The organism is Protaetiibacter intestinalis (assembly GCF_003627075.1).
In the GTDB taxonomy this organism is placed as follows: Bacteria; Actinomycetota; Actinomycetes; order Actinomycetales; family Microbacteriaceae; genus Homoserinibacter; species Homoserinibacter intestinalis.
On the sequence record NZ_CP032630.1, the window covers coordinates 847,458 to 873,513 of the forward strand.

Sequence of the window (26,056 nt, forward strand, 5' to 3'; positions counted from 1 at the left end):
GCCTACGGTTCCGTCCGTTCGTCAAACGCTGCAGCGTCTGACCGGCCGCGGCGGTGATGAGCGGCGCCAGGAGCCAACCGCTACAGCGTTTGACCGACCCACCGTGGGCCGTGGGGGGTGAGGCGCACGTGGCGGGGCGAGTCGTCGGCGGCGGGGTCGCCGCCGAGCGGGCGCACGATGTCGAGCTCGAGCCAGGAGTCGACGGCGCCGTCGAGCTTGCCGGATCCCCACTCGACGACCGTGATCGAGCCGTCGAGGTCGAGGTCGAGGTCCTCCACCTCGGCCGCGGTCGCGAGCCGGTAGGCGTCGACGTGCACGAGCGGCACCCCGGATGTCGTCGGGTGCGTGCGTGCGAGCACGAACGTGGGGCTCGTCACGGCTCCGCGCGCCCCGAGCGCCGTACCCAGCCCGCGCGTGAGCGTCGTCTTGCCGGCACCCAGCTCGCCGTTCAGCAGCACGACGTCGCCCGCCCGCAGCACCGCGGCGAGGCGTGCGCCGAGCGCCTCCATGGCCTCCGCATCCGGAACGTCGAGTTCGAGCGGCGTCACACCGGCACCCGGGCGACCCGCGGCCCGATCCGCGTCACGATCTCGTAGCCGATCGTGCCGGCGGCCTCCGCCCACTCCCCGGCGCCGGGCTCGCCCGCGGCGGGGTCGCCCCACACGACCACCTCGTCGCCGACGCCCACGGGGGCGTCGCCCACGTCGACCACGAACTGGTCCATGGCGATCCGGCCCACCTGCGCGTGCCGTGCGCCCGCGACGGCGACCTCAGCACGACCGGAGGCGTGACGCGGGATGCCGTCCGCGTAGCCGAGCGGCACGAGCGCGAGCGTCGTCTCGCCCTCGGTGCGGTGGGTGAAGCCGTACGAGACGCCCGTGCCGGCGGGCACCCGACGCACCGCCGCGACCTCCGAGACGAGCCGCATGACGGGTCGCAGCCCGAGCACCGCCGGGTCGACGGATGCGTCGGGCGCGAGCCCGTACATGGCGATGCCGACGCGCACGAGGTCGAACCGGGCGTCCGGCTGGGTGATCACCGCGAGGCTCGCCGCGAGGTGCCGCAGCTCGGGCGCGAGGCCCGTGGACTCCGCCTCGCCGATCACGGCGGCGAACGCCGCGCGCTGGGCGGCGTCGTCCTCGGCCGAGGTGCCCGAGAGGTGGCTCATAAGGCCGCGCACCCGCAGGCGTCCGGCGCGCTCGAGCTCGGCCGCGCGGGCGAACACGGCGGTGGCCTCCTCGGGCGCGATCCCGTTGCGGCTGAGCCCGGTGTCGACCTTGAGATGCACGGTCGCGCCGGCGTCGGCCGCCGCCTCGAGCTGTGCGGGCGTCGACACCCCGACGTCGACACCCGCGGCCACGGCATCCGCGAAGTCGGGGGTGCCGCCGTGCAGCCAGGCGAGGAGCGGTGCCGTGACGCCCGCGGCCCGCAGGGCGAGGGCCTCGGAGAGGTCGGCCGTGCCGAGCCAGTCGGCGCCCGCCTCGACCGCGGCCCGCGCCACGGGGAGCGCCCCGTGGCCGTACGCGTCGGCCTTGACCACGGCCATGAGCTGAGCGGGCGCGGCGGTGCGGCGCAGCACCTCGAGGTTGCCGGCGAGCGCGTCCAGGTGGATGCGGGCCTCGCGCCGCGGGGCGCTCACGCGTCGGCCTCGGCGATGACGGTGGCCGTCGCGATGCCCGCGTCGTGGCTCATCGAGACGTGCAGCCGGGCGATGCCGCGCCGCTCGAGCAGCGCGGCGAGCGGGCCGGCGACCACGAACGAGGGGTTGCCGGTGGCGTCCGAGGCGATCGCCATGTCGGTCCAGTGCACGTCCTCGGCGTCGCCGAGGGCCTTGATGAGGGCCTCCTTGGCGGCGAACCGGGCCCCGAGCGAGCGCAGCGGCAGCCCGCGTTCGCTCTCGGCGAACAGGCGCTCGCGCAGCCGCGGCGTGCGCGAGACGGCGCGCTCGAACCGGGCCTGATCGACGACGTCGACGCCCAGCCCGACGATCATGCTCACTCCACCGTGACGGACTTCGCGAGGTTGCGCGGCTGGTCGACGTCCAGCCCCTTCGCGGTCGCGAGCTCCATGCCGAAGATGTGCAGCGGCACGACCGCGAGCAGCGGCTCGAAGAACGGCGCGGCGAGCGGGATGCGGATGACCTCGTCCGCGAACGGCACGACCGCGACATCCCCGAGCTCGGCGATCGCGATGACACGCGCCCCGCGCGCGCGGATCTCCTGGATGTTGGAGACCACCTTCTTGTGCAGCGACGACGGGTCACGCGGGCTCGGCACGACGACGAACACGATCTGCCCCGGCTCGATGAGCGCGATGGGGCCGTGCTTGAGCTCGCCGGCCGCGAAGCCCTCCGCGTGGATGTAGGCGAGCTCCTTGAGCTTGAGCGCGCCCTCGAGCGCCACCGGGAAGCCCACGTGACGGCCGAGGAACAGCACCGACTGGGTGTCGCTCATCCAGTGCGCGAGCTCCGCGATGCGTCCGGATGCCGTCTCGACGACGCTCTGGATCTTCGCCGGCACGGCCTCCAGCTCGGCCATCTGATGCGCGATGCCCGCCGCGTCGAGCGTGCCGCGCAGGCCCGCGAGGTGCAGCCCCAGCAGGTAGAGGGCGGTCACCTGGGCGACGAACGCCTTCGTCGAGGCGACCGCGACCTCCGGACCCGCGTGGGTGTACAGCACGGCATCCGACTCGCGGGGGATCGTCGCGCCCTGCGTGTTGCAGATCGACAGCGTGCGCGCACCCTGCTCGCGCGCGTACCGCACGGCCATGAGGGTGTCCATCGTCTCGCCCGACTGGCTCACCGAGACGACGAGCGTGCGCTCGTCGAGCACCGGGTCGCGGTAGCGGAACTCGTGCGAGAGCTCGACGTCGACGGGCACGCGCGCCCACTTCTCGACGGCGTACTTGCCGACCATGCCGGCGTAGGCGGCGGTGCCGCAGCCCAGCACGATCACCCGGTTGACGCCCTGCAGCACCTCGGCGACGCCGTCGAGCTCGTGCAGCGTCACGGCGCCCTCGTGCACGCGACCGCGGAGCGTGTTGGCGACCGCCTCGGGCTCCTCCGAGATCTCCTTCTTCATGAAGCTCGGCCAGCCGCCCTTCTCGGCGGCGGAGGCGTCCCACGAGACCTCGAACTCCTTCGCCTGCGCGGGCGCACCGGCGAAGTCGATGACCTCGACGGAGTCCGGGCGGATGGTGACGATCTGGTCCTCGCCGATCTCCATGGCGCGACGGGTGTGCTCGACGAACGCCGCCACATCCGAGCCGAGGAAGTTCTCGCCCTCGCCGAGCCCGATGACGAGCGGCGAGCTGCGGCGAGCGCCCACGACGACCCCCGGCGCATCCTGGTGCAGGGCGAGCAGCGTGAACGCGCCCTCGAGCCGTTCCACGGTGCGGCGCATCGCCTCGGTCAGATCACCCGACTCGTGGAACGCACGCCCCACGAGCAGCGCCGCGACCTCGGTGTCGGTCTGCGACTCGAAGGTCTCGCCGTCGGCCTCGAGCTCGGCCTTGAGCTCGGCGAAGTTCTCGATGATGCCGTTGTGGATGAGGGCGAGCCGGCCGCCGTCGCCGAAGTGCGGATGCGCGTTGACGTCGGTCGGTCCGCCGTGCGTCGCCCAGCGGGTGTGGCCGATGCCCGTGTGCCCGTCGCCGATCGGCGAGCTCTCGAGCTCCTCGACGAGCACACCGAGCTTGCCCGCACGCTTCCGGGTTCCGATCACGCCGTCGTCGCCGAGCACGGCGACCCCCGCCGAGTCGTAACCGCGGTACTCGAGCCGGGTGAGGCCCCCGACGAGCACCTCGAGACTGCTGCCCGGTCCGACGTAGCCCACGATCCCGCACATGGACTCGATCCTAGGCCACCACCCCTGGGAGCCCCGGCGCGCGCGCACGCGAGCGGCGCCTCGGGCGGGACTACGCTCGAGGGGATGTCTGAGCCCGGCGACCGCACGGCCGCGACCCCGTTCCTGGAACTCGACCGTGCCGACTGGGCCTCGCTCGCGCCGTCGGCGGCGAACCCGCTCACCGAGGGCGAGCTGGTGCGACTGCGCGGGCTCGGCGACTCCCTCGACCTGCGCGAGGTGGCGGACGTGTACGTGCCGCTCAGCAAGCTGCTGAGCCTCTACGCGGTCGGGGCGCGCGCCCTGCACCGCTCGACGCGCGACTTCCTCGGGCAGGACGAGCCCCCGACGCCGTTCGTGATCGGGGTAGCGGGTTCGGTCGCCGTCGGCAAGTCGACGATCGCACGACTGCTGCGCGAGCTGCTCGCCCGCTGGGACGACACCCCGCGCGTCGAGCTGGTCACGACCGACGGGTTCCTGCTGCCGAACGCCGAGCTCGAGCGACGCGGCCTCATGGCACGCAAGGGCTTCCCCGAGAGCTACGACCGCCGCTCGCTGCTGCGGTTCGTGAGCCGGGTCAAGAGCGGCGTGGCCGAGGTGCGCGCGCCCGTCTACTCTCACCTCTTCTACGACATCGTCCCGGACGCCGAGATCGTCGTGCGCCGCCCCGACATCCTCATCGTCGAGGGGCTCAACGTGCTGCAGCCGCCCGGCCCGGGCGCGCGCCTCGCCGTGAGCGACCTCTTCGACTTCACGATCTACGTCGATGCCCGCACGGTCGACATCGAGCGCTGGTACGTCGAGCGCTTCCTCCGCCTGCAGCGGGGCGCCTTCGCCGACCCGCGCTCCTACTTCCACCGCTACGCGTCGCTCAGCGAGGAGGACGCGGTCGCCCGGGCGCGCGGCATCTGGCACGACATCAACGGCCCGAACCTCGAGCAGAACATCGCGCCGACCCGGGCGCGTGCCTCGCTCGTGCTGCGCAAGGCATCCGATCACACCGTGTCGAACGTGCTGATCAGGAAGGTGTGATGCGCTCCAGCACGAACACCGGGATGGGGCGGCTCGTCTTCGTCTGGTAGCCGGCGTAGTCGGGCCACACCTCGTTGGCCCGCGCCCACCACAGCGTCTTCTCGTCGCCGTGCACCTCGCGCGCCAGGTAGTCGTGCCGCTCGGCTCCGTCCTGCAGCTCGACGTGCGGGTTCGCCACCAGGTTGTGGTACCAGGACGGATGCTGGGGAGCCCCGCCCTTCGAGGCGACGACCGCGTAGCTGCCGTCGTGCTCGACGCGCATGAGCGCGTTCTTGCGCAGCTTGCCGCTGCGCGCGCCCACCGAGGTGAGCACGATGATGGGCTTCCCCCGCAGCTCGCCCGCCTCGGAGCCGTCGGAGGCCTCGAAGGCCTCCGCCTGCTTCCGCGCCCACTCGGACGTGCTCGGTCCGTACTCGCCGGTCAGCGGCATGGTGGTGACCTCCTCGTGTCGTCGCTCAGGACAACGCGAGCCGCTCCCGCACGATTCCCACGAGCTCGTCCGCCACTCGCTGCGCCTGCGCGGCGTCGCGCGCCTCGACCATGACGCGCACGAGCGGCTCGGTGCCGGAGGGGCGCAGCAGCACCCGGCCGTCGTCGCCGAGCGCCTCGCTGTGGCCGCGCACGGCCGCCGCGATCACCTCGTCGTCGTGCAGGCCGTGGTGGTCGACGCCGCGCACGTTCTCGAGCACCTGGGGGTAGACGGTCATCACGGAGCCGAGCTCGGCGATCGTCTTGCCGGTGCGGGCCATCTCGGCGGCGAGCTGCAGCCCGGTGAGGATGCCGTCGCCGGTCGTCGCGTGGTCGCTGAAGATGATGTGGCCCGACTGCTCACCGCCGAGGGTCAGGCCGTGCTCGGCCATCGCCTCGAGCACGTAGCGGTCGCCCACCCCGGTCTCGACGAGGTGGATGCCGTGCTCGGCCATCGCGACGCGCAGGCCCAGGTTGCTCATCGTGGTGACCGCGAGGGTGTCGTGGGCGAGCAGTCCGCGGCGCTTGAGCGAGACGGCGAGGATCGCCATGATGCGGTCGCCGTCGATGACCTGGCCGTCCGCGTCGACCGCGAGGCAGCGGTCGGCGTCGCCGTCGTGGGCGATGCCGAGGTCGGCACCGGTCAGCCGGACGGCCGCCTGGAGCTTGCCGAGGTGCGTCGAACCGACGCCGTCATTGATGTTGAGGCCGTCGGGGTCGGCACCGATCACGGTCACCTGGGCTCCGGCATCCGCGAACACCTGCGGCGAGACACCCGCGGCGGCGCCGTGGGCGGCGTCGATGACGACCTTGAGCCCGTCGAGCCGCACGTCGAGCGTGCCGAGCAGGTGCAGCAGGTAGCGGTCCTCGGCATCCGCGAACCGGCGGATGCGTCCGACGCCCGCGCCCGTCGGGGCGAGCTTCGGCTGGCCGAGGGCGGCCTCGATGCGGTCCTCGACCTCGTCGGGGAGCTTGACGCCCCCGAGGGCGAAGAACTTGATGCCGTTGTCGGGCGCAGGGTTGTGCGACGCCGACACCATGACGCCGAAGTCGGCGTCGATGTCGGCCACCAGGAACGCGGCGGCGGGCGTCGGGATGACGCCCGCGTCGAGCACGTCGATGCCCGAGCTCGCGAGGCCCGCGGCCACGGCGGCCGAGATGAACTCGCCCGACACCCGCGGGTCGCGGGCGATCACCGCACGGGGGCGGCGGCCCTCCTCGCGCACGAGGTCGGCGTGACGACCGCGCGTGAGCACGACGGCGGCGGCCTGAGCGAGGCCGAGGGCCAGGTCGGCGGTGATGATCTCACCGTTCGCCAGCCCCCGGACCCCGTCGGTGCCGAAGAGACGCGGCATACGTCTGTGTCGCGGCTTAGCGCTTCGAGAACTGCGAGGCCTTGCGGGCCTTCTTGAGACCGGCCTTCTTGCGCTCGATGACGCGGGCGTCGCGCGAGAGGAAGCCGGCCTTCTTGAGCGCCGGGCGGTTGTTCTCGCGGTCGATCTCGTTGAGCGCACGGGCGATCGCGAGACGCAGGGCGCCCGCCTGACCCGAGGGGCCGCCACCCGTGATCTTCGCGATCACGTCGTAGGAGCCGAGCAGGTCGAGCACCTTGAACGGGTCGTTGATGAGCTGCTGGTGCAGCTTGTTCGGGAAGTAGTCCTCGAGGGTGCGGCCGTTCACGGTGAACGAGCTGCCGCCGGGGACCAGGCGCACGCGCGCGATGGCCTCCTTGCGGCGGCCCACGGCTGCGCCGGGGACGTTGAGCACGGCGCGCGGGGTGCGCGGCGCCTCATCGGCAGGGGTCTCGGTCGAGAAGCTGGTGAGCACCTCGTCGGCCACGGTGTCTTCGATCTTCGCCATCGGTGATGTCCTTGAAAAGTCTCGGCGGGCGCTTACTGCGCGACCTGGGTGAGGGTGTAGGGCTTGGGCTGCTGGGCGGCGTGCGGGTGCTCGGCGCCGGCGTACACCTTCAGCTTCTTGATCTGGGCGCGACCCAGCGAGTTCTTCGGCAGCATGCCGCGGATGGCCTTCTCGACGGCGCGGGTCGGGTGCTTCTCGAGCATCTCGACGTAGCTCTGAGCGGAGAGGCCGCCCGGGTAGCCCGAGTGACGGTAGGCCATCTTCTTCTCGAGCTTCTGGCCGGTGAGGGCCACCTTCTCGGCGTTGACGATGATGACGAAGTCGCCCATGTCCATGTGGGGGGCGAAGGTCGCCTTGTGCTTGCCGCGGAGGATCGCGGCGGCGTGGGTGGCGAGGCGGCCGAGGACGACGTCGGTGGCGTCGATGACGACCCACTCCCGCTGGATGTCCGCCGGCTTGGGGCTGAACGTGCGCGTCACGGAATGACTGCTTTCTGGTCGGTGATGTTCGTGAATCCCGCTCCGGTGTGCGTTCCGGCAACTCGATCGCTGCGGAACCCGACGGTGGAGGGCCCAACTGGTCGCCAGCACGGTGCGCAGACAACCTGTACAGATTAGTCGATGGGAGCCTCATCCGCCAAACCGGGCGTCGCACGCCGCGCGCGGGTCTGCTCGGCGCGGGCGGCGAGCTCCGCATCCGGCGGATAGCCGACCTCGACGAGGGTGAGGCCGCGCGCCGGCAGCACGATGAACTCGCTCGTGCGCCGCGCCTCGTCCCGGATTCTCGCCGCTCGCCCCGGGGCGAGGCGGCCCTCGCCCGCGGCGACGCACGCGCCCACGAGCGCGCGCACCATCGAGTGGCAGAACGCGTCGGCCCGCACCTCGGCGACGAGCACGCCGTCCGCATCCCGTCGCCAGCCGAACTCCTGCAGGGTGCGGATGGTGGTGGCACCCTCCCGCGGTCGGCAGTAGGCCGCGAAGTCGTGCAGGCCGAGCAGTTCCCCGGCGGCGGCGTCCATCGCCTCGACGTCGAGTCGGGCCGGATGCCAGAGGGTGAAGGCGCGCATCCGCGGATCGCGGAGGGCCTCGGCGTCGGCGATGCGGTACCGATAGCGGCGCCAGACGGCCGAGAAGCGGGCGTCGAAGCCGGCGGGGGCGGGCGTCGCGGCGAGCACCTGCACGTCGGCCGCCTGCCCCACGATCCCGTTGACCCGACGGGCGAGGGATTCCGCCCCCGCGGCGCCCGCACCGCGATCGCGCGGCCGACGATCCAACTGCTCGAGCTGCCCCGCTGTGAGATCGAGGTGCGCGACCTGCCCGATCGCGTGCACCCCGACATCCGTACGCCCCGCCACGGTGAGGCGCGGCGCCTCGCCGGTGCGGGCGAAGAGCGTCGCGAGGGCATCCTCGAGTTCGCCCTGCACGGTGCGCAGCCCCGGCTGACGCGCCCAGCCCGTGAAGTCGGTGCCGTCGTAGGCGATGTCGAGCCGGATGCGCGTGGGGGCCTCCGGTTCGGTCACGAGGCGAGCTTAGGCTGTTACGCGACAGGCACCCATGACCGCTTCGACCCGCAACGTCGCGCCCGCCCTCGCACGGGACTCGACTCCCTCCGCTCCCGCGACTTCCCGAGTCGCCGGGCTCGACGGGCTGCGCGCGTTCGCGGTGGCGGTCGTCGTGGCCTTCCACCTCACCCCGGGTGCGGTCGTCGGCGGGTACCTCGGCGTCGACGTGTTCTTCGTCGTCAGCGGCTTCATCATCACGCGCCTGCTGCTCGCCGAGCGCGCCCGGACGGGCGGCATCCGCCTGGGGGGCTTCTGGCGCCGGCGCGCCCGACGGCTGCTCCCCGCCCTCGCCGTGCTGCTGCTCGTCACGAGCACGGTGGCGCTGTTCGTGGGGGGCGATGTGCTCGTGGGCCTCGGCGGGCAGCTGTTCGGCGCCGTCACCTTCTCGAGCAACTGGTACTACATCGCCACGGGCTCCGACTACTTCGCCGAGACCGCGCCCGAGCTCTACCGCAACCTCTGGTCGCTCGCCGTCGAGGAGCAGTTCTACCTGCTCTGGCCGGTCCTCGTGCTGCTCGTGATCGTGCGGATCGCGCGGCCCACCCGGATCGTGCTGCTCGCGGCCGCGACCGTCGCCTCCGCCCTCGCCATGGCGCTGCTGCTGACGCCCGGCGACCCGACCCGGGTCTACTACGGCACGGGCACCCACGCCTTCGGGCTCACGCTCGGCGCGCTGCTCGCGGTCGTCAGCCAGTGGTGGTCGGCGCGCCCGCTCGAGTGGCCACGTGCGGCGCGGCGGGCGCTCGGCTGGGCCGGCGCGGTCGCGCTCGCGGGACTCGTCGCGCTGGCCGTGTGGATGCCGGGCACCGCCGAGTGGACCTACTCGGGCGGACTGCAGGGCGTCGCCGTGCTCACCGCCGTCGTCATCACGGCCGCGCTCGTGCCCGCGTCCCCGCTCGCACGCGGGCTCGAGCTGCCGCCGCTGCGCTGGGTCGGGGAGCGCAGCTACGGCATCTACCTGTGGCACTGGCCGGTCTTCGTGCTGCTCGTCGCGGCGCTGCCGAGCTGGCGCGCCGACACCGGTCTCGCCTGGGCACTCGGCGGCATCGCGGCCGCGGTGACGGTCGTGGCGGCCGCACTCAGCTACCGCTTCATCGAGACGCCCATCCGCCGCGACGGCTTCCGCGCGGTCGCGCGGCGCTGGGCCGCGGGATGGCGTCGACCGGGTCGCGCGGTCGTCGCGAGCGCGACGGCGACGCTGCTCGTGCTCGCCGGTACGGCGGGGACCGCGATCGCGCTCGTGACGCAGCCCGCCGAGTCGGAGGTGCAACAGCGCATCGAGGAGGGGCAGCGCGCACTCGAGCAGACGCCGAGTCCGTCGCCGACCCCGACCGCGGACGCGGAGCAGCCCGGACCACCCGTCCAGCTGCGGGGCGACCAGATCACGGCGATCGGCGACTCGGTCATGCTCGCCGCCGTCCCCGAGCTGCAGGCGGCGTTCCCCGGCATCCAGATCGACGCCGCCGTGTCCCGCCAGATGTCGGTCGCCCCCGACCTCATCCAGGGCCTGCGCGACGCGGGCGCCCTGCGTCCGGTCGTCGTGCTCGCCCTCGGCACGAACGGGTCGATCAGCGTCGACGCACTGGAGCGCGTGCGCCAGATCATCGGGCCCGACCGCGAGCTCGTCGTCGTGACGGCGCAGGCGCCGCGCGGCTGGATCCCGACCGTCAACCAGCGGCTCGCGGCCTTCGCCTGGCAGTACCGCAACGTCGAGCTCGCCGACTGGTACACGGCCGTCCAACCGCACCTCGGCGAGCTCGCCCGCGATCAGGTGCACTTCGGCCACGTCGGCGCCGGCATCTTCACCGCCACCATCCAGGAGGCCCTGCAGCGCCTCGCCGCCCTCCCGCCGCTCCGCGACGAGGCAGCCGACGAGTCCCTCCCCCGCCCTGTGTGATCATGGCGCGGCCGGAGAACGCGAGAAGCCCCGCTCGATGGGAGCGGGGCCTCTCGGCGTAGAGCGGATGCGGGGAGTTACTTCTCCTCCGACTCCTCAGCGGTCTCGTCCGTGGTCTCCTCGGCAGGAGCCTCGGCCTCGGCGGCCTCGGTCTCCGGAGCCTCGGTCTCCTCGGCTGCCGCCTCCTCGACGACCTCCTCGGCGGGGGCCTCCTCGACCGGGGCGGCCTTCGGCGTCTCGACGCGGGCGGCCGACTTCTTCGACGAGGCCGGCTTCTTCACGACCGGCTCGAGCACGAGCTCGATGACCGCCATGGGGGCGTTGTCGCCCTTGCGGTTGCCGATCTTCGTGATGCGGGTGTAGCCGCCCTCACGCTCGGCGACGAGCGGCGCGATCTCGGTGAAGAGCTCGTGCACGACAGACTTGTCGCCGATGACCGACAGCACCCGACGACGCGCGTGCAGGTCGCCGCGCTTCGCGAAGGTGATGAGGCGCTCGGCCAGCGGACGCAGACGCTTTGCCTTGGTCTCGGTGGTCGTGATGCTCTTGTGGGTGAACAGGGCCGCGGCGAGGTTCGCAAGCAGCAGGCGCTCGTGCGCCGGACCGCCGCCGAGACGGGGACCCTTGGTGGGCTGAGGCATGATCAGTCGTTCTCCAGAATGTGTTTCGTGTCAGAAGGGCGGGACTCAGACGGTCTCGTCGTCGTCGTATCCGCCGTAGAAGTGCGCACCGTCGAAGCCGGGCACGCTGTCCTTGAGCGAGAGGCCGAGCTCGACGAGCTTGTCCTTCACCTCGTCCACGGACTTCTGACCGAAGTTGCGGATGTTCATGAGCTGCGTCTCCGAGAGGGCGACGAGCTCGCTGACGGTGTTGATGCCCTCGCGCTTGAGGCAGTTGTACGAGCGCACCGAGAGGTCGAGGTCCTCGATCGGCATCGACAGCTCGCTCGAGAGCACCGCGTCGACCGGGGCGGGCCCGATCTCGATGCCCTCGGCCGCGGTGTTGAGCTCGCGGGCGAGGCCGAACAGCTCGACGAGGGTGCGGCCGGCGGAGGCGATGGCGTCGCGCGGCGAGATCGCCGGCTTCGTCTCGACGTCCACGACCAGGCGGTCGAAGTCGGTGCGCTCACCGGCACGGGTCGCCTCGACGCGGTAGGTCACCTTGAGCACGGGCGAGTAGATCGAGTCGACCGGGATCTGGCCGGCCTCGCTGAACTCGCTGCGGTTCTGGGTGGCCGACACGTAGCCGCGACCGCGCTCGATGGTGAGCTCGAGGTCGAACTTGGCCTTGTCGTTGAGGGTCGCGATGACGAGCTCGGGGTTGTGGATCTCCACACCCGCCGGCGCCGAGATGTCGGCGGCGGTCACCTCACCGGCGCCCTGCTTGCGCAGGTAGGCGGTGATCGGCTCGTCGTGCTCGCTCGAGACCACGAGGTTCTTGATGTTGAGGACGATCTCGACGACGTCCTCCTTGACACCGGGGATGGTGTCGAACTCGTGCTGGATGCCGTCGAGGCGGATGCTCGTGACGGCGGCGCCCGGGATGGACGACAGCAGGGTGCGACGCAGCGAGTTGCCGAGCGTGTAGCCGAAGCCGGGCTCGAGGGGCTCGATCACGAACGCGGAGCGGAACTCCGAGATGTTGTCCTCGGAGAGAGTGGGACGCTGTGCGATGAGCACGTGGTTTCCTTTCGGCGAGGGCGTCCGCCATATGACGCCCACGACAGTTGCGGCGGGTGGCTGGGCCGCCGTGCTTGTTGAGTTATGGGAAGACGTGGGGCATCCGGATGACCGCGCCGGGCAGGCGGGTCATCCGGATGCGGAGATCACACGCGGCGACGCTTCGGCGGGCGGCACCCGTTGTGCGCCTGAGGCGTCACGTCGTTGATGGTGCCGACCTCGAGGCCCGCGGCCTGGAGCGAGCGGATCGCGGTCTCGCGGCCCGAACCCGGACCCTTGACGAAGACGTCGACCTTCTTCATGCCGTGCTCCTGCGCCTGGCGCGCGGCCGACTCGGCGGCGAGCTGCGCGGCGTAGGGGGTCGACTTGCGCGAGCCCTTGAAGCCGACGCCGCCGGAGGAGGCCCAGCTGATGACGGCACCGGTCGGGTCGGTGATGGAGACGATCGTGTTGTTGAACGTCGACTTGATGTGGGCCTGGCCCACGGCGATGTTCTTCTTCTCCTTGCGGCGCGGCTTGCGCGCGGCGGCCTTCGGAGCAGCCATTACTTCTTACCTGCCTTCTTCTTGCCGGCCACGGTGCGCTTCGGGCCCTTGCGAGTGCGTGCGTTGGTCTTGGTGCGCTGACCGCGCACGGGCAGGCCGCGACGGTGGCGCAGGCCCTCGTACGAGCCGATCTCGACCTTGCGGCGGATGTCGGCCTGCACCTCGCGGCGCAGGTCGCCCTCGACCTTGAAGTTGCCCTCGATGTAGTCGCGAAGGGCGACGAGCTGGTCGTCGGTCAGATCCTTCACGCGGATGTCACCGGAGATCCCGGTCTCCTTGAGGGTGGCGAGGGCGCGCGTGCGGCCCACACCGTAGATGTACGTCAGGGCGACTTCCACGCGCTTGTCGCGCGGGATGTCGACGCCGGCGAGACGTGCCATGTCGGCTTCTCCTTATGGAGTCGTTCGGAGGTGTGGAGCGCCGCCGGTGCCCGGGCCTCCGACCCGGGGTGTCCCCTCCGAGGAGGTTCTGGCGGTGCAGTGTGTGTATTGAGTTGTGAAACCGCGAAGCGGCGGAGGGCTCAGCCCTGACGCTGCTTGTGACGCGGGTTCGACTTGCAGATGACCATCACGCGGCCGTTGCGGCGGATGACCTTGCAGTGGTCGCAGATGGGCTTGACGCTCGGGTTGACCTTCATGTTTCCTTCTCGCTGTCCTCGTACCTGTGCCAGGGGCGCAGGCCGTTACTTTCCGAGTGTCACTTGTAGCGGTAGACGATGCGGCCGCGGGTCAGGTCGTAGGGGCTCAGCTCCACGATCACGCGGTCCTCGGGGAGGATCCGGATGTAGTGCTGACGCATCTTGCCCGAAATGTGGGCGAGAACCTTGTGCCCGTTGCTCAGCTCGACGCGGAACATCGCGTTCGGCAGAGCCTCGAGAACAGATCCCTCGATCTCGATGACGCCGTCTTTCTTGGCCATACCCTCTAAATCGCTATCGGTGACGCTCGGTCATGCGGGTGATTGATTCGGTGCAGACTCGGCCCAGCGGGCACAAAGCACCAAAGATCGATCTTAGCCGATCGATCCGGATTCCGCATAATCCGCGAAAGTACGCACTTTTGGGCGAGCGACACGGCGTGTCGGCCCAAAAGCACGTACTTTCGGGGACTCAGTCCTCGTTGACGGCGGAGATGAGGGCGTAGAGGGCCTCGGCGGTGGGCGCAGCGAGCAGCGACTGCACGTCGTCGTCGTCCGAGAAGAGCACCGCGATCCGTCCCAGGATCTCGAGGTGCTCGTTCTCGCGGCCGGCGATGCCGATCACGAACCGCACCTCGTCGCCGTCCCACTCGATGGCGGAGGGGTAGCGGATGACGGCGAGCGCCGTCCGGTCGATGAACTCGCGCCCCTCGTTGGTGCCGTGGGGGATCGCGAGGAAGTTCCCCATCGACGTCGACACGGTCGCCTCGCGGGCGAGCATCGAGTCGACGTAGCCGGGCCGTACGGCCCCGGCCTCCACGAGGAGGCGCCCGACGTCGCGGATCGCCTCCTCGCGGGTGGGGGTCCGGTGCTCGAGCACCACGCGCTCCGGTGTCAGGATGTCGTCGCTCATGGTGTGCTCCTCTCTCGCCGCCGGACCCGTGGGCCTACTCGACGGCCCCGTCCTGCTGGTTCTTCACGAGCTCCACGACCTCGTCGTACTTCGGCGAGTTCATGAAGTTGTCGACCGAGACGTGGATGGCGTTCGGCGCCTTCAGCTTCGCGCGTTCCGTCAACTCGTTCTGGGTGATGACGAGGTCCTCGTCGCCCGTGAGGTTGGCGATCGCCGCATTCGACACATCCGCCGCGACCCCCGCCTTCTTGAACTTGTTGCGCAGCACGGATGCGCCCATGGCACTCGAGCCCATGCCCGCGTCGCACGCGAACACGACCTTCTCGATCGTCTTGGTGGCGGTGCCGCCCGCGACGCTCGCGGCGAGCCCCGACAGCGCGGCGCTCTCCTTGCCCTTGTTCGCACTCGTCTGCGCGATCGAGGCGGCGAGCTTCGCATCCGTCTCGCTCGCGGCCGCGAGGTCGCGCTTGCGGCTCGCCAGCAGGATCGGCATCGCGATCACGAAGGTGACCGCCGCGGCGAGCACCACCGAGAGCACCACCCCGACGTAACTGTCGGGGGCGGTCTGGAACAGCACCGCGAAGATCGACCCCGGCGCGGCAGGTGCGCGCAGACCCGAGTTGAAGATCACGTTCGTCAGCACGCCCGTCGCGCCGCCGCCGATCATGGCCACGATGAGCAGCGGCTTCGCGAGCACGTACGGGAAGTACACCTCGTGGATGCCGCCGAGGAACTGGATGATGAACGCGCCCGGGGCGGTGGCCCGCGCGGCGCCGACGCCGAAGACGGTGATCGCGATGAGCAGTCCCGCGCCCGGGCCGGGGTTGGCCTCGACGAGGAACAGCAGGCTCTTGCCCTGCTCCTCGACCTGGGCGGTGCCGAGCGGGGTGAACACGCCGTGGTTGATGGCGTTGTTGAGGAACAGCACCTTCGCCGGCTCGACGAGGATCGACGCGAGCGGGATGAGGTGGGTCGAGATGAGCCAGTTCACCGCGGTGCCGAGGGCGTCGCTGAAGATCTTGATGAGCGGGGCGAGTCCGAAGAACGCGGCGAGCGCGAGCAGGAAGCCCAGGATGCCGGAGGAGAAGTTGTCGACCAGCATCTCGAAGCCGGGCTTGATCTTCCCCGCCCAGATCCTGTCGACCTGCTTGAGGATCCATGCCGAGATCGGGCCGCAGATCATGGCGCCGAGGAACATGATCGTCCCCGCCGCGCCGATCACGACACCCATCGTCACGACGGTGCCGATGACGGCCCCGCGGACGCCGTAGACCATCCGCCCGCCCGTGTAGCCGATGAGCAGCGGCAGCAGGTAGGTGATCATGGGGCCGACGAGACCGATCCACTCGGTCCCGTCGGGGGTCGTGCCTCCGCCGAGGATGGCGGAGTCGGCCCATCGCCATGCGGCGACCGGGCTGTTGTTGCCGACCCAGCCGTTGTCGATGAACATCGCGGTCACGATGCCCCAGGCGATGAATGCGGCGATGTTGGGCATGATCATGCCCGACAGGAAGGTGCCGAATCTCTGGACGGCGACGCGGGCTCCCCCGCCCCGCGCCGTCGTCGTCGCTGACGTCGTCGTCATGGTGTGTGCCTCCTGGCTCGTTGCCGGTCTAGCGTCCGGCGGTGATGGTGTCGGCGGCCGCCCTGGCCGCCTCTCGGGCATCGGCGGCCTCCTCGGCCGCCAGGGCCGCCCGGGCGATCGCGGCTGCGTCGTCCGGGGTGTACCGCGCGAGGGAGACGCGGACATCTGCGAGCGCCGTCGGCGACATCGAGAGACTCGTGACCCCGAGTCCCGCGAGCACGACGGCGAGGAGCGGGTCGGCGGCGGCCTCGCCGCACACGCCGACCGGCTTGCCGAGGGCGGCGCCGGCGGCGCCCACTTCCGAGACGAGCCGCAGCACCGCCGGGTGCCACGGGTCCTGCAGGGCCGCGACCGAGCCGAGCTGGCGGTCCGCGGCGAGGGTGTACTGCGTGAGGTCGTTGGTGCCGATCGAGGCGAAGTCGGTGTGCGCGAGCACCCGGTCGGCGATGAGGGCGACGGAGGGGATCTCCACCATGACCCCGGCGACCGGGATGCCGACACCGTGCACGGCATCCGACACGAAGCGGGTCTCCTCGACGGTCGCCACCATGGGCGCCATGACCCACAGCTCGGCCTCGGTGCCGTCGGCGGCCGCGGCGAGCGCGGCGAGCTGGTCGCGGAGCACGGACTCCGAGGCTCGAAGCGCCCGGAGCCCGCGCCGACCGAGGGCCGGGTTCTCCTCCTCACCCGGCGAGAGGAACGCGAGCGGCTTGTCGGCCCCCGCGTCGAGCAGACGCACCACCACGCGCTTGCCCGGGAAGGCGGCGAGCACCTCGCGGTAGCTCGCCGTCTGCTCCTCGACGGTCGGCGCGTCGGCCGAGTCGAGGAAGAGGAACTCGGTGCGGAACAGGCCGACGCCCTCCGCCCCGAGGCGCACGGCGTCGGCCGCCTCCCCCGGCTTGCCGAGGTTGGCGAGCAGCTTGATGGGGGTGCCGTCGGCGAGCACGCCGGGACCGATCGGGGCGGATGCCGCGGCCGCGCGGGCGGCGATGCGCGCCTCGGCGTCGGCGAGCTCGGCCGCATCCGGGTCGACCGAGACACGGCCGCGCTCGGCGTCGACGATGACCTCGACGCCTTCGGGCAGGGACTCGACCCCGGTCGCCCCGACGAGCGCGATGATGCCGCGCTGGCGGGCGAGGATCGCGGTGTGCGAGGTCGGCCCGCCCTCGCTCGTGACGAAGGCGAGCACGCGGTCGAGGTCGAGCACGGCGGTGTCGGCCGGCGCGAGGTCGCGCGCGACGAGCACATAGGGGTGTCCGGGGTCGACGACGAGCTCGGTCGAGCGCCCCTGCAGCACCGCGACGGCGCGGTCGGAGAGGTCGTGCAGGTCGGCGGCGCGCTCGGCGAAGTACTCGCCGGCATCCGCGAGCATGGCGGCGAACTCGGCGAAGGAGTCGGCGACCGCCTTCTCGGCGGTGATGCCGCCCGCGAGCTTCGACTCGACCCCGTCGAGCAGGGCCGGGTCGTCGGTCATGAGCGCCTGCGCCTCGAGCACGTCGCGCGTCGCGTCGTCGGCACCGGCCGCCCGCTCGCGCAGCTGCGCGGAGACCGCAGCGAGCGCCTCCCGCGCGCGCGCGACCTCGGCCTCCGCACCGATCGTGCTCGGAGCGTCCGTCGGCGCGACCGCGGCCTGCCGGGCGACGTGCAGCACGGGGCCGACGACGACCCCGGTGCCGATGCCGACGCCGCGGAGCTCGCGCAGTTCGATCATCCGGCGGCCTCGTCCTGATCGGTCGTGAGGAACTCCGCGAGCTCCTCGAGCACGCGCTCCTCGTCGTCGCCCTCGACCGTGAGCACGACCTCGTCGCCGTTCTCGAAGCCCGCGGCGATGATCGACAGGATGCTCGCCGCGTTGAGGGCCGCGCCTCCCGGGCGGGCGATGGTGACCTTGTGGCCGGATGCGGCGACCGCCTGGGTGAAGAGCTTCGCCGGGCGGGCGTGCAGCCCGTGGCCGGATGCGATCTGCAGCGTGCGTTCCATCAGCGGGTCCTCTCGCGGGGGGCGGACCCGAGGGCCGCCAGTGTCGTGTCGAGCAGTTCGTCGCCATCCTGCCGTGCCGCGTCGTCGAGCACCACGAACGGCACCCGGGCGTCGGCCGCCAGGACGGCGAGCTCGGCGACCGTGCTGCCGAGGTGTGCCCCGGCGATCACGACGTCGGCACCGCCGACGAGGTCTGCTGCGGCGGAGGCCGAGGAGGCGACGGCCTCGAGCTCGACCGCGCGGTCGGCGGCGGCGCGGCGCAGGCGCTGCGCGACGAAGGTGCTCGACGCCCCGGCGCCGCAGACGATGAGCACCCGCATCCGTCCCTCTCCGCTCCTGCGACGTGCGGCGCGGGTCTCGCGTCGGCGGCGTCGCCGTGGTCCAGGGCCCGCCGGTTCCCTCTCCCGGCGGGCGTGCCCAGTGTGCCGCGCGGGCGACGCCGCCCACCAGCGGGCCTGCTTCCGCACCCCCGGAAATCTGCCCGGAGGCCCGTGCGCCCACCCCGTGGCGATGCTTGACTGGGTCTCGCGAGGGATCGCGGAGCGGGAGTCGGATGGTCGATCGACACGAGCAGCTGACGGACACGCTCGCCCAGCACGGTGGCTGGGCGACGGCGGCCGACCTCGCGGCGCGCCTCGGCGTCACCGACCGCAGCATCCGCGGCTACGTCTCGGCGCTCAACGCCGCCTCGGATGCGCCGCTCATCGAATCCGGCCCCTCGGGCTACCGGCTCGACCGCGGCGAGTGGGGCAGGCGGCTGCGCGACGAGCGCGGGGTGCCCTCGGCGACCCCGGCGGGGCGCGTCTCCGCCGTGCTGCGCGCGCTGCTCGACGCGCCCGCCGATTCGGAGGGCGTCGACCTCTACGAGCTCGCCGAGCGCCTGCACGTGAGCGACTCCACGCTCGAATCGGACCTCGCACGCGCCCGCAGCCGCGCCGGCGCCGCGGGTCTCACGATCGTGCGCACGCGTGAGAGGGTGCAGCTCGAGGGGCCGGAGAGCGCGCGCCGCCGGCTCATCGGCGCCCTGTTCCGCGACGAGGCCACCCGGGGGATGCGCGAGGTCGACCGCATCGAGAGCTGGTTCGCGGCGGGCGACCTCACGGCGTTCAAGACGGCGCTCATCGCGCGGCTCGTCGCCGACGGCTACGAGATCAACGACTACGGGCTCGGCACGGTGCTGCTGCACCTCGCGATCGCCGTCGACCGCACGCAGGCGCGGCACGCCCTGCCGGACCGCACCGGCGGCGACGAGGGCGTGTTCCCCGCCATCATCGACGGCCTCGTCTCCGAGCATTTCGGGGTGACCCTCGCCCCCGGCGACCTCGACTACCTCGGATTCCTGCTCGGGACGCGCGTGGCCGTGAGCCCGGTCGACGCGGGACCGCCCCCCATCGACGACGCCGAGCTCGACGAGGTGCGGGCGATCGTCGAGAAGGCGGCGCGCGAGTACCTCGTCGACCTCGACGGCGACGACGACTTCCTGCTGCGCCTGGCCATGCACATCCGCCAGCTCGTGCGGCGGGCGCAGGAGGGGTCGTTCTCGCGCAACCCGCTCACCCGCTCGATCAAGTCGGGCTACCCGATGATCTACGAGCTCGCCGTGTACCTCGCGCGCGAGCTGCAGCTGAGCACCGGCATCTCGGTCCCGGAGGACGAGATCGCCTACCTCGCGATGCACCTCGGCGCGCGGCTCGAGGAGCAGCGGCAGAGCGAGCAGGCCGTGACCGCGACGATCGTCGCCCCCGCGTACCACCGCCTGCACCTCGATCTGCTGCACCGCGTGGAGGCGTCGGTCGGCACCGAGCTGCGCATCGAGCAGCTCGACACCCGCTCCGACGTCGATTGGGATGCGCTCCCCGGCGACCTCGTCATCTCGGTCATCGAGCCGCCGACGCCCACGGACCGCATCATCGTCGTGCACCCCTTCCTCGGCGAGGCGGATGCGCAGGCGATCCAGGCGGCGATCGCCCGGGTGCGGCGCCAGCGGCGGCGCACCCGGCTCGCCGAGCGGCTCACCGGATACTTCGACGAGCGGCTGTTCTTCCGCGAGCTCTACGCCCCCGACCCCGAGGCGATGATCCGCACGATCGGGGCCCGGATGGTGGAGGCGGGGATCGTCGACGAGGCCTACGTCGCGGGCGCGATCGAGCGCGAGCGGCTGTCGTCGACGGCGTTCACCGACGGTCTCGCGATGCCGCACGCGATGGCGATGACGGCCGACCGCACGGCGATCGCGCTCGTGCTCAACACGACCTCGATGCCGTGGGGCGAGGCACGGGTGGAGGTGATCGCGTTCATCGCCTTCAGCGAGTCCGGGCGCGCCTCGTTCCAGGAGGTCTTCGACCAGCTCGTCGAGGTGTTCTCCGATCGCGAGAACGTGCGCGGCCTCGTGGCGCGGGCGACCGACGTGCCGACCCTCGTCGCGGAGCTCACGCGTCTCATCGACGCCTGATTCAGCTGTGCGGTGTGCCGAGCGGCAGCTCGCGGCCGAAGTCGAGGATCGTGTACCGCCCGCACGCGACGGACACGGCGTCGGACTCGGTGATGCCTTGGGGGTACTGGAACGGCTGCGACCGCTCGTCCACGACGAGGAAGGTGGGCCGCGCCCCGGTGAAGTCGGCGCGGTTCACGAGCCACGTGTACGGCTGGAACCACGCGTCGAGCTGCAGCAGCCGCGACGGGTCGGCGAGGTACGCCTTGGGCGCCCGGACGGTCCAGAACTGTCCGGCACCGACGCGCCCCGAGGCGTCCACCCAGTCCGTGACGCATGCGAGGTCGGCATCCGTGCGCTGCGCGGCGGTCACGAGCACGGGTGCGGATGCGATCCCCGCGACGAGGGCGAGCCCGGTCGCGACCGCGACGGCCGCACGTCGGGCGGACGCGGGAACCCGCCCGGCGAGCAGGGCGGGCAGCAGCACGAGGGCGGCGACCGGCGCGTAGACGAGCGGCTGGAGGTAGCGATCGGCGTCCGTGCCGAGCACGACCGCCCACACGAGGGTGAACGGCGGCGTCACGGCTCCGATCGCGGCGAGGCACCACGCCCCGGTGCCCTGCCGCACCCGCAGCGCGAGCACGACCGCGACGATCCAGCAGGCGAGCAGCACGAGCTGCCAGACGATCCCGCCGGGGCCGTCTGCGTTCTGCGCCCATCCTTCGGCGTAGTGCCGGGCCGCATCCGCCCAGCGTCCGGGTCGCAGGTAGTTGGCGCCGTCGGCGACGATCACGTCCGCGAAGGCGAGCCGCGTCGTCCAGCCGATGAGGGATCCGCCGATCAGCGAGAGGGCGAGCAGCCCGACGCGCGCGCGGTCGAGGCGGGCGCCCGCCAGTACCGCTCCGAGCACGAGGAGTGCCGGCACGACCGTCCACGCCACGTGGATCGGGTTGCTCAGCACGGATACCGCGCTCACGATCGCGAGGCCGACGATCGCCGCCCACGGCCGGTGTCGCGCCTCGAGCGCGCGCCGGATCAACCCGAGGCTCGCGACCCCCGCGACGACCGTGGCGGAGTAGTAGGTGGTCGTGCCGATCATCCAGGCGAGCTGCAGCCCCTCCCGTTCATCGCCGCCCTCGAGCACCACGAGCAGGCCGACGACCGCGAGCGCCACGAGCGCGCCCGTCACGGGTGCCGTCGCGTGCCGACGGGCTCCGGCGGCGATCCGCAGCGCCCCGTACAGGGCGAGCAGGTTGACGACCGCGCCGAGGGCGAGCGTCTCGCGCACCCCGAACCCGAACGCCGACAGCAGGCCGTGCACCGTCGCCTCGGGAAGGAACAGCACGGGCGACATCGCCCAGTCCTGCTGCTGCCCGAGTGCGATCGACGTGACGACGAGCACGTTCACGAGCGAGTCGCCGTCGGCGAACAGGAGCCACGGACGGTGCTCGGCGAGGAAGGCGGCGACGACTACGGCGAGGGCGAGCGCCGTCACGATGCCGAGCAGTTCGGCGGCGACGTCGCGACGCGACGGCCCCCACGTCTCGCGTGTGACCGTCCCCGTCGCGGACACGGACGCCGGGGGCTAGGCCTGCGGGGCGCCGGTGGCGAGGCCGCGCTCGGCGAAGGCGGCCCAGATGCGGTCGGCGACCTCGTCGACCGAGCCGAGTCCGTCGACCTCGATCAGCAGCCCCTGCTCGCGGAACATCTCGAGCACGGGCGCGGTCTCGCGCTGGTAGACCTCCTGGCGGTGGCGGATCGCCTCCTCGGAGTCGTCCGCTCGCCCCTGCTCGATCGCGCGCTTGCGAAGGCGCCGCACGATCTCGTCCTGGTCGGCCACGAGCCGCAGCACCGCGTCGAGCTTGTGCCCGTGCGAGGCGAGCAGGCCGTCGAGGTAGCGCACCTGGTCGGGGGTGCGCGGGTAGCCGTCGAGCAGGAAGCCCGTCGTCGCGTCCGCCTCGGCGAGCCGGTCGGTGACGAGCTCGTTGGTGAGCGAGTCGGGCACGTAGTCGCCCGCGTCGACGATCGCCTTGACGCGCTTGCCGAGCTCGGTCTCGTTCGCGATGTTGGCGCGGAAGATGTCGCCCGTCGAGATCGTCGGGATGCCGAAGTGCTCGGCGATCCGCGCGGCCTGCGTGCCCTTGCCGGCGCCGGGGGGGCCGACGATGAGGAGCCGCACCGTCATCGCAGCAGGCCCTCGTAGTGGCGCTGCTGCAGCTGCGAGTCGATCTGCTTCACGGTCTCGAGGCCGACGCCGACCATGATGAGGATCGAGGTGCCGCCGAACGGGAAGTTCTGGTTCGCCCCGACCATCGCGAGGGCGATGAGCGGGATGAGGGCGACGAGACCGAGGTAAATCGAGCCCGGCAGCGTGACGCGGGTGAGCACGTAGTCGAGGTACTCGGCCGTCGGACGCCCCGCGCGGATGCCGGGGATGAAGCCGCCGTACTTCTTCATGTTGTCGGCGACCTCGTCGGGGTTGAAGGTGATCGCCACGTAGAAGTAGGTGAAGCCCACGATGAGCAGGAAGTACATCGCCATGTAGAGCGGGTGGTCGCCGCGCGTGAGGTACGTGGAGATCCACTGCACCCACGGCTGAGCCGTCTCACCCGCGGCCGGCTGGTTGAACTGGGCGATGAGCGCCGGCAGGTACAGCAGCGACGAGGCGAAGATGACGGGCACGACGCCGGCCATGTTGACCTTGATCGGGATGTAGGTGTTGTTGCCCCCGTAGGTGCGCCTGCCCACCATGCGCTTCGCGTACTGCACGGGGATGCGGCGCTGGGACTGTTCGACGAAGATCACCGCGAACATGATGCCGATGCCGATGGCGAGCACGAGCAGCAGCGTCTCGATGTTGCGCTGCTGGGCGATCGAGGCGAGCGAGTCGGGGAAGCGCGCGACGATCGAGGTGAAGATGAGCAGCGACATGCCGTTGCCGATGCCGCGCTCGGTGATGAGCTCGCCCATCCACATGATGACGCCGGTGCCGGCCGTCATGGTGATGACCATGAGCAGGATGCCGTACCAGGTCTGGCCGCCGTCGGTGATCAGCTGCGAGCACTCGGCGACGCCGGACGAGCCGAACAGGGCGCCGGAACGGGCCACCGTGATGAGCGTCGTCGACTGGAGGACGCCGAGGCCGATCGTCAGGTACCGGGTGTACTGCGTGAGCTTGGCCTGGCCCGACTGGCCCTCCTTGTAGAGGGTGTCGAAGTGGGGGATGACCACGCGCAGCAGCTGCACGATGATCGACGCCGTGATGTACGGCATGATGCCGAGCGCGAAGATCGACAGCTGCAGCAGCGCGCCGCCCGAGAAGAGGTTGACGAGGTCGTACAGACCCGAGGCGCCCGCGTTGCCTGCAAGACAGAGCTGGACGTTGCCGAAGTCCACGAACGGCGCGGGGACGAACGACCCGAGCCGGAACAGGGCGATGATGCCCAGCGTGAACGCGATCTTGCGGCGGAGGTCCGGCGTGCGGAAGATCCGCGCGACGGCACTGAACACGACGCCTCCCGGTTGATTGTGGAGCTGCCGCACACGGGTGTGGTGCGGCGGGGAGGCGGCCCCGGGGTGGGGCCGCCTCCTCGATGGCTACTTGACGGAGCCGCCGGCGGCGACGATCTTCTGCTCCGCAGAGCTCGAGACCTTGTCGACCGCAACGTTCAGCTTAACCGCAATCTCGCCGGCGCCGAGCACCTTGACCTTCTCGTTCTTGCGCACGGCACCCTTGGCGACCAGGTCGCTGATGGTGACGTCGCCGCCCGAGGGGTAGAGCTCGGCGAGCCGCTCCAGGTTCACGACCTGGTACTCGACCCGGAACGGGTTCTTGAAGCCGCGGAGCTTCGGGGCGCGCATGACCGAGTTGAGGTTGCCGCCCTCGAGGCCGACGCGCACCTGGTAGCGGGCCTTGGTGCCCTTGGTGCCGCGACCGGCGGTCTTGCCCTTCGAGCCCTCACCGCGTCCGACGCGGGTCTTGGCCTTCTTGGCACCCTCCGCGGGGCGGAGGTGGTGGGCCTTGAGCACCTGCGGGCGCGACGCGACGTCGGAGGACTTCGCGGGCGCCTTCTTGGCGGCGGGCTTGGCGGCCGGCTTCTCGGCGACCGTGTCGTCGGCCTTCGCGGCGGCGGCGGCCTTGGGGGCGGCAGCCTTCGCGGGGGCCTTCTTCTCGGCAGCCGGCTTCTCGGCGGCGGCCTTCGAGGCGGTCGCCTTGGGGGCGGCCTTCTCGGCGGCGGGCTTCTTCTCCGCGGCTGCGGCCTTCGGAGCTGCGGCCTTGGCGGGGGCCTTCTTCTCGGTCGTCGCCTTCTCGGCGGCGGCCTTCGGAGCGGCGGCCTTCTTCTCAGTCGGCTTCTTCTCGTCAGCCATTAGTCAATCTCCTCGACCTTCACGAGGTGAGCGACCGCACGGACGTACCCGCGGTTCGCCGGGGTGTCCTCGCGCACGACGACATCGCCGATGCGCTTGAGGCCCAGGCTGCGCAGGGTGTCGCGCTGGTTCTGCTTCTCGCTGATTACGGACTTGATCTGGGTCACCTTGAGACGCGCGGACATCAGGCACCGACCTTCGCGGTAGCGGCCGCACGCGCGTCGGCCTCGGCGCGCACCAGGCGCTCCGGGGCGACGTCCTCGAACTCGAGGCCGCGGCGGGCGGCGACGGCGCGGGGCTCCTCGAGCTGGGTGAGGGCCGCGACCGTCGCGTGGACGATGTTGATCGTGTTCGAGGACCCGAGGGACTTCGACAGCACGTCGTGGATGCCGGCGCACTCGAGCACGGCGCGCACCGGACCACCGGCGATGACGCCGGTACCGGCGGCGGCGGGGCGCAGCAGCACCACACCGGCGGCGGCCTCACCCTGCACGGGGTGCGGGATGGTGGCGCCGACGCGCGGGACGCGGAAGAAGTTCTTCTTCGCCTCCTCGACGCCCTTCGAGATCGCGAGCGGCACCTCGCGCGCCTTGCCGTAGCCGACGCCGACGGTGCCGTTGCCGTCGCCCACGACGACGAGCGCCGTGAAGCTGAAGCGGCGTCCGCCCTTCACGACCTTCGACACGCGGTTGATGGTGACGACGCGCTCGAGGAACTGGCTCTCCTCGCGGGCGCCACGGGCGCCACGGTCGTTGCGCGGGTTGCGCTCGCGGCTGCCGCGACGCTGCTCGCGGGGCTCACCCTGCGACTGCGTGCCGGCGGCGGTCTCCACGACCTGACCCTCGGTGATCTCCTCGGACTGCACGTCCTGGTTCTCCTTGTTCTCGGTGGCGTCGCTCACAGCTCCAGCCCTCCCTCACGGGCGCCCTCGGCGATGGCCGCGACGCGTCCGGCGTACTTGTTGCCGCCGCGGTCGAACACGACCGCCTCGACGCCCGCCTTCTTGGCGCGCTCGGCGACGAGCTCGCCGACCTTCTTCGCCTTCGCGGTCTTGTCACCGTCGAAGGTGCGCAGGTCCGCCTCGAGGGTCGACGCGGAGGCCACGGTGTGGCCCTTGCTGTCGTCGACGACCTGCACGAAGACGTGGCGGGCCGAACGGGTGACGACGAGACGCGGACGGTCCGCGGTCCCGGCGATGCGCTTGCGCAGGCGCGCGTGGCGACGGTTGCGCTGCGCCGACTTGCTGATGCCAGCCATGA

The 26,056-nt window shown here is 71.6% G+C and carries 30 protein-coding genes; 3 read left to right on the forward strand and 27 right to left on the reverse strand.

The window, feature by feature from the left end; genetic code table 11:
- Positions 1-80: 80 nt before the first annotated feature.
- Genes tsaE through glmS form a run of 4 tightly spaced genes read right to left on the reverse strand, consistent with a single transcriptional unit; the run spans position 81 to position 3,845 of the window.
- On the reverse strand, positions 81-548 hold the full coding sequence (gene tsaE / locus D7I47_RS04110; RefSeq protein WP_120761872.1) for a tRNA (adenosine(37)-N6)-threonylcarbamoyltransferase complex ATPase subunit type 1 TsaE: 468 nt from the start codon (positions 546-548) through the stop codon (positions 81-83).
- A complete protein-coding gene (gene alr, locus D7I47_RS04115) occupies positions 545-1,639 on the reverse strand; it encodes an alanine racemase (protein WP_120761873.1) in 1,095 nt (364 codons plus the stop codon). The genes tsaE and alr overlap by 4 nt, the downstream gene beginning before the upstream one ends.
- Positions 1,636-1,992, reverse strand: a complete 357-nt coding sequence (locus tag D7I47_RS04120) for a holo-ACP synthase (protein ID WP_120761874.1) — start codon at positions 1,990-1,992, stop codon at positions 1,636-1,638. The genes alr and D7I47_RS04120 overlap by 4 nt, the downstream gene beginning before the upstream one ends.
- A gap of 2 nt (positions 1,993-1,994) precedes the next feature.
- Positions 1,995-3,845 (reverse strand): glutamine--fructose-6-phosphate transaminase (isomerizing), encoded by a 1,851-nt coding sequence (glmS, locus tag D7I47_RS04125; protein WP_120761875.1) that lies wholly within the window; start codon positions 3,843-3,845, stop codon positions 1,995-1,997.
- Positions 3,846-3,929: 84 nt separating this feature from the next.
- On the opposite strand from glmS, the gene coaA reads away from it, so the two are divergent.
- Complete coding sequence (coaA, locus tag D7I47_RS04130) at positions 3,930-4,874, forward strand: type I pantothenate kinase (RefSeq protein ID WP_120761876.1); 945 nt, start codon at positions 3,930-3,932, stop codon at positions 4,872-4,874.
- Here the strand turns inward: coaA and D7I47_RS04135 are convergent.
- From D7I47_RS04135 to truA, 5 genes are all read right to left on the reverse strand, one after another.
- Entirely contained in the window at positions 4,861-5,304 is a 444-nt protein-coding gene (locus D7I47_RS04135; RefSeq protein WP_120761877.1) for a nitroreductase family deazaflavin-dependent oxidoreductase, read from the reverse strand. The two genes, coaA and D7I47_RS04135, sit on opposite strands and share 14 nt — an antisense overlap.
- Positions 5,305-5,329: 25 nt before the next feature.
- Positions 5,330-6,697: a phosphoglucosamine mutase gene (gene glmM, locus D7I47_RS04140; protein ID WP_120761878.1), complete on the reverse strand. Its 1,368-nt coding sequence runs from the start codon at positions 6,695-6,697 to the stop codon at positions 5,330-5,332.
- Positions 6,698-6,713: 16 nt separating this feature from the next.
- Positions 6,714-7,202, reverse strand: a complete 489-nt coding sequence (rpsI, locus tag D7I47_RS04145) for a 30S ribosomal protein S9 (protein ID WP_120761879.1) — start codon at positions 7,200-7,202, stop codon at positions 6,714-6,716.
- A 32-nt stretch (positions 7,203-7,234) separates the two neighbouring features.
- Entirely contained in the window at positions 7,235-7,681 is a 447-nt protein-coding gene (gene rplM / locus D7I47_RS04150) for a 50S ribosomal protein L13 (protein WP_120761880.1), read from the reverse strand.
- 134 nt (positions 7,682-7,815) lie between these two features.
- Positions 7,816-8,721, reverse strand: a complete 906-nt coding sequence (gene truA, locus D7I47_RS04155; protein WP_120761881.1) for a tRNA pseudouridine(38-40) synthase TruA — start codon at positions 8,719-8,721, stop codon at positions 7,816-7,818.
- Between the two features lie 34 nt (positions 8,722-8,755).
- Between truA and D7I47_RS04160 the strand changes: the two genes are divergently transcribed.
- Complete coding sequence (locus D7I47_RS04160; RefSeq protein WP_120761882.1) at positions 8,756-10,660, forward strand: acyltransferase family protein; 1,905 nt, start codon at positions 8,756-8,758, stop codon at positions 10,658-10,660.
- Positions 10,661-10,737: 77 nt separating this feature from the next.
- On the opposite strand, the gene rplQ is transcribed toward D7I47_RS04160, so the two are convergent.
- The 11 genes from rplQ to D7I47_RS04215 all read right to left on the reverse strand — a co-directional run bounded on the left by rplQ (position 10,738) and on the right by D7I47_RS04215 (position 18,318).
- On the reverse strand, positions 10,738-11,301 hold the full coding sequence (gene rplQ / locus D7I47_RS04165; protein WP_120761883.1) for a 50S ribosomal protein L17: 564 nt from the start codon (positions 11,299-11,301) through the stop codon (positions 10,738-10,740).
- Positions 11,302-11,346: 45 nt separating this feature from the next.
- Positions 11,347-12,339 carry a DNA-directed RNA polymerase subunit alpha gene (locus D7I47_RS04170; protein WP_120761884.1) on the reverse strand — a complete coding sequence of 331 codons (993 nt, stop codon included), beginning with the start codon at positions 12,337-12,339 and terminating at the stop codon, positions 11,347-11,349.
- A gap of 146 nt (positions 12,340-12,485) precedes the next feature.
- Positions 12,486-12,884, reverse strand: a complete 399-nt coding sequence (rpsK, locus tag D7I47_RS04175; protein ID WP_120761885.1) for a 30S ribosomal protein S11 — start codon at positions 12,882-12,884, stop codon at positions 12,486-12,488.
- Positions 12,884-13,264, reverse strand: coding sequence for a 30S ribosomal protein S13 (gene rpsM, locus D7I47_RS04180; RefSeq protein WP_120761886.1), 381 nt, complete (start codon positions 13,262-13,264; stop codon positions 12,884-12,886). The genes rpsK and rpsM overlap by 1 nt, the downstream gene beginning before the upstream one ends.
- Positions 13,265-13,404: 140 nt before the next feature.
- Entirely contained in the window at positions 13,405-13,521 is a 117-nt protein-coding gene (gene rpmJ, locus D7I47_RS04185) for a 50S ribosomal protein L36 (protein ID WP_055821300.1), read from the reverse strand.
- A gap of 59 nt (positions 13,522-13,580) precedes the next feature.
- A complete protein-coding gene (gene infA, locus D7I47_RS04190) occupies positions 13,581-13,802 on the reverse strand; it encodes a translation initiation factor IF-1 (protein ID WP_100365313.1) in 222 nt (73 codons plus the stop codon).
- Positions 13,803-13,992: 190 nt separating this feature from the next.
- A complete protein-coding gene (locus D7I47_RS04195; RefSeq protein WP_120761887.1) occupies positions 13,993-14,433 on the reverse strand; it encodes a PTS sugar transporter subunit IIA in 441 nt (146 codons plus the stop codon).
- A gap of 34 nt (positions 14,434-14,467) precedes the next feature.
- Positions 14,468-16,018: a PTS mannitol transporter subunit IICB gene (locus D7I47_RS04200; RefSeq protein ID WP_120761888.1), complete on the reverse strand. Its 1,551-nt coding sequence runs from the start codon at positions 16,016-16,018 to the stop codon at positions 14,468-14,470.
- 28 nt (positions 16,019-16,046) lie between these two features.
- Entirely contained in the window at positions 16,047-17,729 is a 1,683-nt protein-coding gene (gene ptsP, locus D7I47_RS04205; RefSeq protein WP_120761889.1) for a phosphoenolpyruvate--protein phosphotransferase, read from the reverse strand.
- Complete coding sequence (locus D7I47_RS04210) at positions 17,726-17,998, reverse strand: HPr family phosphocarrier protein (protein WP_193726458.1); 273 nt, start codon at positions 17,996-17,998, stop codon at positions 17,726-17,728. The genes ptsP and D7I47_RS04210 overlap by 4 nt, the downstream gene beginning before the upstream one ends.
- Positions 17,998-18,318, reverse strand: coding sequence for a PTS sugar transporter subunit IIB (locus tag D7I47_RS04215; protein ID WP_120761890.1), 321 nt, complete (start codon positions 18,316-18,318; stop codon positions 17,998-18,000). Before D7I47_RS04215 ends, D7I47_RS04210 begins: the two co-directional genes overlap by 1 nt.
- Positions 18,319-18,551: 233 nt before the next feature.
- Between D7I47_RS04215 and D7I47_RS04220 the strand changes: the two genes are divergently transcribed.
- Positions 18,552-20,450 carry a BglG family transcription antiterminator gene (locus tag D7I47_RS04220; protein WP_120761891.1) on the forward strand — a complete coding sequence of 633 codons (1,899 nt, stop codon included), beginning with the start codon at positions 18,552-18,554 and terminating at the stop codon, positions 20,448-20,450.
- A 1-nt stretch (position 20,451) separates the two neighbouring features.
- Here the strand turns inward: D7I47_RS04220 and D7I47_RS04225 are convergent, their stop codons facing one another.
- From D7I47_RS04225 to rplR, 7 genes are all read right to left on the reverse strand, one after another.
- Positions 20,452-22,002 (reverse strand): hypothetical protein, encoded by a 1,551-nt coding sequence (locus D7I47_RS04225; RefSeq protein WP_120761892.1) that lies wholly within the window; start codon positions 22,000-22,002, stop codon positions 20,452-20,454.
- A gap of 12 nt (positions 22,003-22,014) precedes the next feature.
- The gene (locus D7I47_RS04230; RefSeq protein ID WP_120761893.1) at positions 22,015-22,614 is read right to left on the reverse strand and encodes an adenylate kinase; all 600 of its coding nucleotides are present in this window, start codon (positions 22,612-22,614) and stop codon (positions 22,015-22,017) included.
- Entirely contained in the window at positions 22,611-23,939 is a 1,329-nt protein-coding gene (secY, locus tag D7I47_RS04235; RefSeq protein WP_120761894.1) for a preprotein translocase subunit SecY, read from the reverse strand. Before secY ends, D7I47_RS04230 begins: the two co-directional genes overlap by 4 nt.
- Before the next feature lie 87 nt (positions 23,940-24,026).
- A complete protein-coding gene (gene rplO / locus D7I47_RS04240; protein ID WP_120761895.1) occupies positions 24,027-24,797 on the reverse strand; it encodes a 50S ribosomal protein L15 in 771 nt (256 codons plus the stop codon).
- Entirely contained in the window at positions 24,797-24,982 is a 186-nt protein-coding gene (gene rpmD, locus D7I47_RS04245; protein WP_120761896.1) for a 50S ribosomal protein L30, read from the reverse strand. The genes rplO and rpmD overlap by 1 nt, the downstream gene beginning before the upstream one ends.
- The gene (rpsE, locus tag D7I47_RS04250; protein WP_227000943.1) at positions 24,982-25,647 is read right to left on the reverse strand and encodes a 30S ribosomal protein S5; all 666 of its coding nucleotides are present in this window, start codon (positions 25,645-25,647) and stop codon (positions 24,982-24,984) included. Before rpsE ends, rpmD begins: the two co-directional genes overlap by 1 nt.
- A 47-nt stretch (positions 25,648-25,694) precedes the next feature.
- Positions 25,695-26,054, reverse strand: a complete 360-nt coding sequence (rplR, locus tag D7I47_RS04255; RefSeq protein ID WP_120763797.1) for a 50S ribosomal protein L18 — start codon at positions 26,052-26,054, stop codon at positions 25,695-25,697.
- Positions 26,055-26,056: the final 2 nt, after the last annotated feature.

What these genes read in the sequence shown, in the direction of transcription:
- D7I47_RS04120 (WP_120761874.1), bottom strand. Translation starts at nt 1,992, where the DNA reads ATGATCGTCGGGCTGGGCGTCGACGTCGTCGATCAGGCCCGGTTCGAG.
- glmS (WP_120761875.1), bottom strand. Translation starts at nt 3,845, where the DNA reads ATGTGCGGGATCGTGGGCTACGTCGGACCGGGCAGCAGTCTCGAGGTG.
- coaA (WP_120761876.1), top strand. Translation starts at nt 3,930, where the DNA reads ATGTCTGAGCCCGGCGACCGCACGGCCGCGACCCCGTTCCTGGAACTC.
- D7I47_RS04135 (WP_120761877.1), bottom strand. Translation starts at nt 5,304, where the DNA reads ATGCCGCTGACCGGCGAGTACGGACCGAGCACGTCCGAGTGGGCGCGG.
- glmM (WP_120761878.1), bottom strand. Translation starts at nt 6,697, where the DNA reads ATGCCGCGTCTCTTCGGCACCGACGGGGTCCGGGGGCTGGCGAACGGT.
- rpsI (WP_120761879.1), bottom strand. Translation starts at nt 7,202, where the DNA reads ATGGCGAAGATCGAAGACACCGTGGCCGACGAGGTGCTCACCAGCTTC.
- D7I47_RS04160 (WP_120761882.1), top strand. Translation starts at nt 8,756, where the DNA reads ATGACCGCTTCGACCCGCAACGTCGCGCCCGCCCTCGCACGGGACTCG.
- rplQ (WP_120761883.1), bottom strand. Translation starts at nt 11,301, where the DNA reads ATGCCTCAGCCCACCAAGGGTCCCCGTCTCGGCGGCGGTCCGGCGCAC.
- rpsK (WP_120761885.1), bottom strand. Translation starts at nt 12,884, where the DNA reads ATGGCTGCTCCGAAGGCCGCCGCGCGCAAGCCGCGCCGCAAGGAGAAG.
- rpsM (WP_120761886.1), bottom strand. Translation starts at nt 13,264, where the DNA reads ATGGCACGTCTCGCCGGCGTCGACATCCCGCGCGACAAGCGCGTGGAA.
- rpmJ (WP_055821300.1), bottom strand. Translation starts at nt 13,521, where the DNA reads ATGAAGGTCAACCCGAGCGTCAAGCCCATCTGCGACCACTGCAAGGTC.
- infA (WP_100365313.1), bottom strand. Translation starts at nt 13,802, where the DNA reads ATGGCCAAGAAAGACGGCGTCATCGAGATCGAGGGATCTGTTCTCGAG.
- D7I47_RS04195 (WP_120761887.1), bottom strand. Translation starts at nt 14,433, where the DNA reads ATGAGCGACGACATCCTGACACCGGAGCGCGTGGTGCTCGAGCACCGG.
- D7I47_RS04200 (WP_120761888.1), bottom strand. Translation starts at nt 16,018, where the DNA reads ATGACGACGACGTCAGCGACGACGACGGCGCGGGGCGGGGGAGCCCGC.
- ptsP (WP_120761889.1), bottom strand. Translation starts at nt 17,729, where the DNA reads ATGATCGAACTGCGCGAGCTCCGCGGCGTCGGCATCGGCACCGGGGTC.
- D7I47_RS04210 (WP_193726458.1), bottom strand. Translation starts at nt 17,998, where the DNA reads ATGGAACGCACGCTGCAGATCGCATCCGGCCACGGGCTGCACGCCCGC.
- D7I47_RS04215 (WP_120761890.1), bottom strand. Translation starts at nt 18,318, where the DNA reads ATGCGGGTGCTCATCGTCTGCGGCGCCGGGGCGTCGAGCACCTTCGTC.
- D7I47_RS04220 (WP_120761891.1), top strand. Translation starts at nt 18,552, where the DNA reads ATGGTCGATCGACACGAGCAGCTGACGGACACGCTCGCCCAGCACGGT.
- D7I47_RS04230 (WP_120761893.1), bottom strand. Translation starts at nt 22,614, where the DNA reads ATGACGGTGCGGCTCCTCATCGTCGGCCCCCCCGGCGCCGGCAAGGGC.
- rplO (WP_120761895.1), bottom strand. Translation starts at nt 24,797, where the DNA reads ATGGCTGACGAGAAGAAGCCGACTGAGAAGAAGGCCGCCGCTCCGAAG.
- rpmD (WP_120761896.1), bottom strand. Translation starts at nt 24,982, where the DNA reads ATGTCCGCGCGTCTCAAGGTGACCCAGATCAAGTCCGTAATCAGCGAG.
- rplR (WP_120763797.1), bottom strand. Translation starts at nt 26,054, where the DNA reads ATGGCTGGCATCAGCAAGTCGGCGCAGCGCAACCGTCGCCACGCGCGC.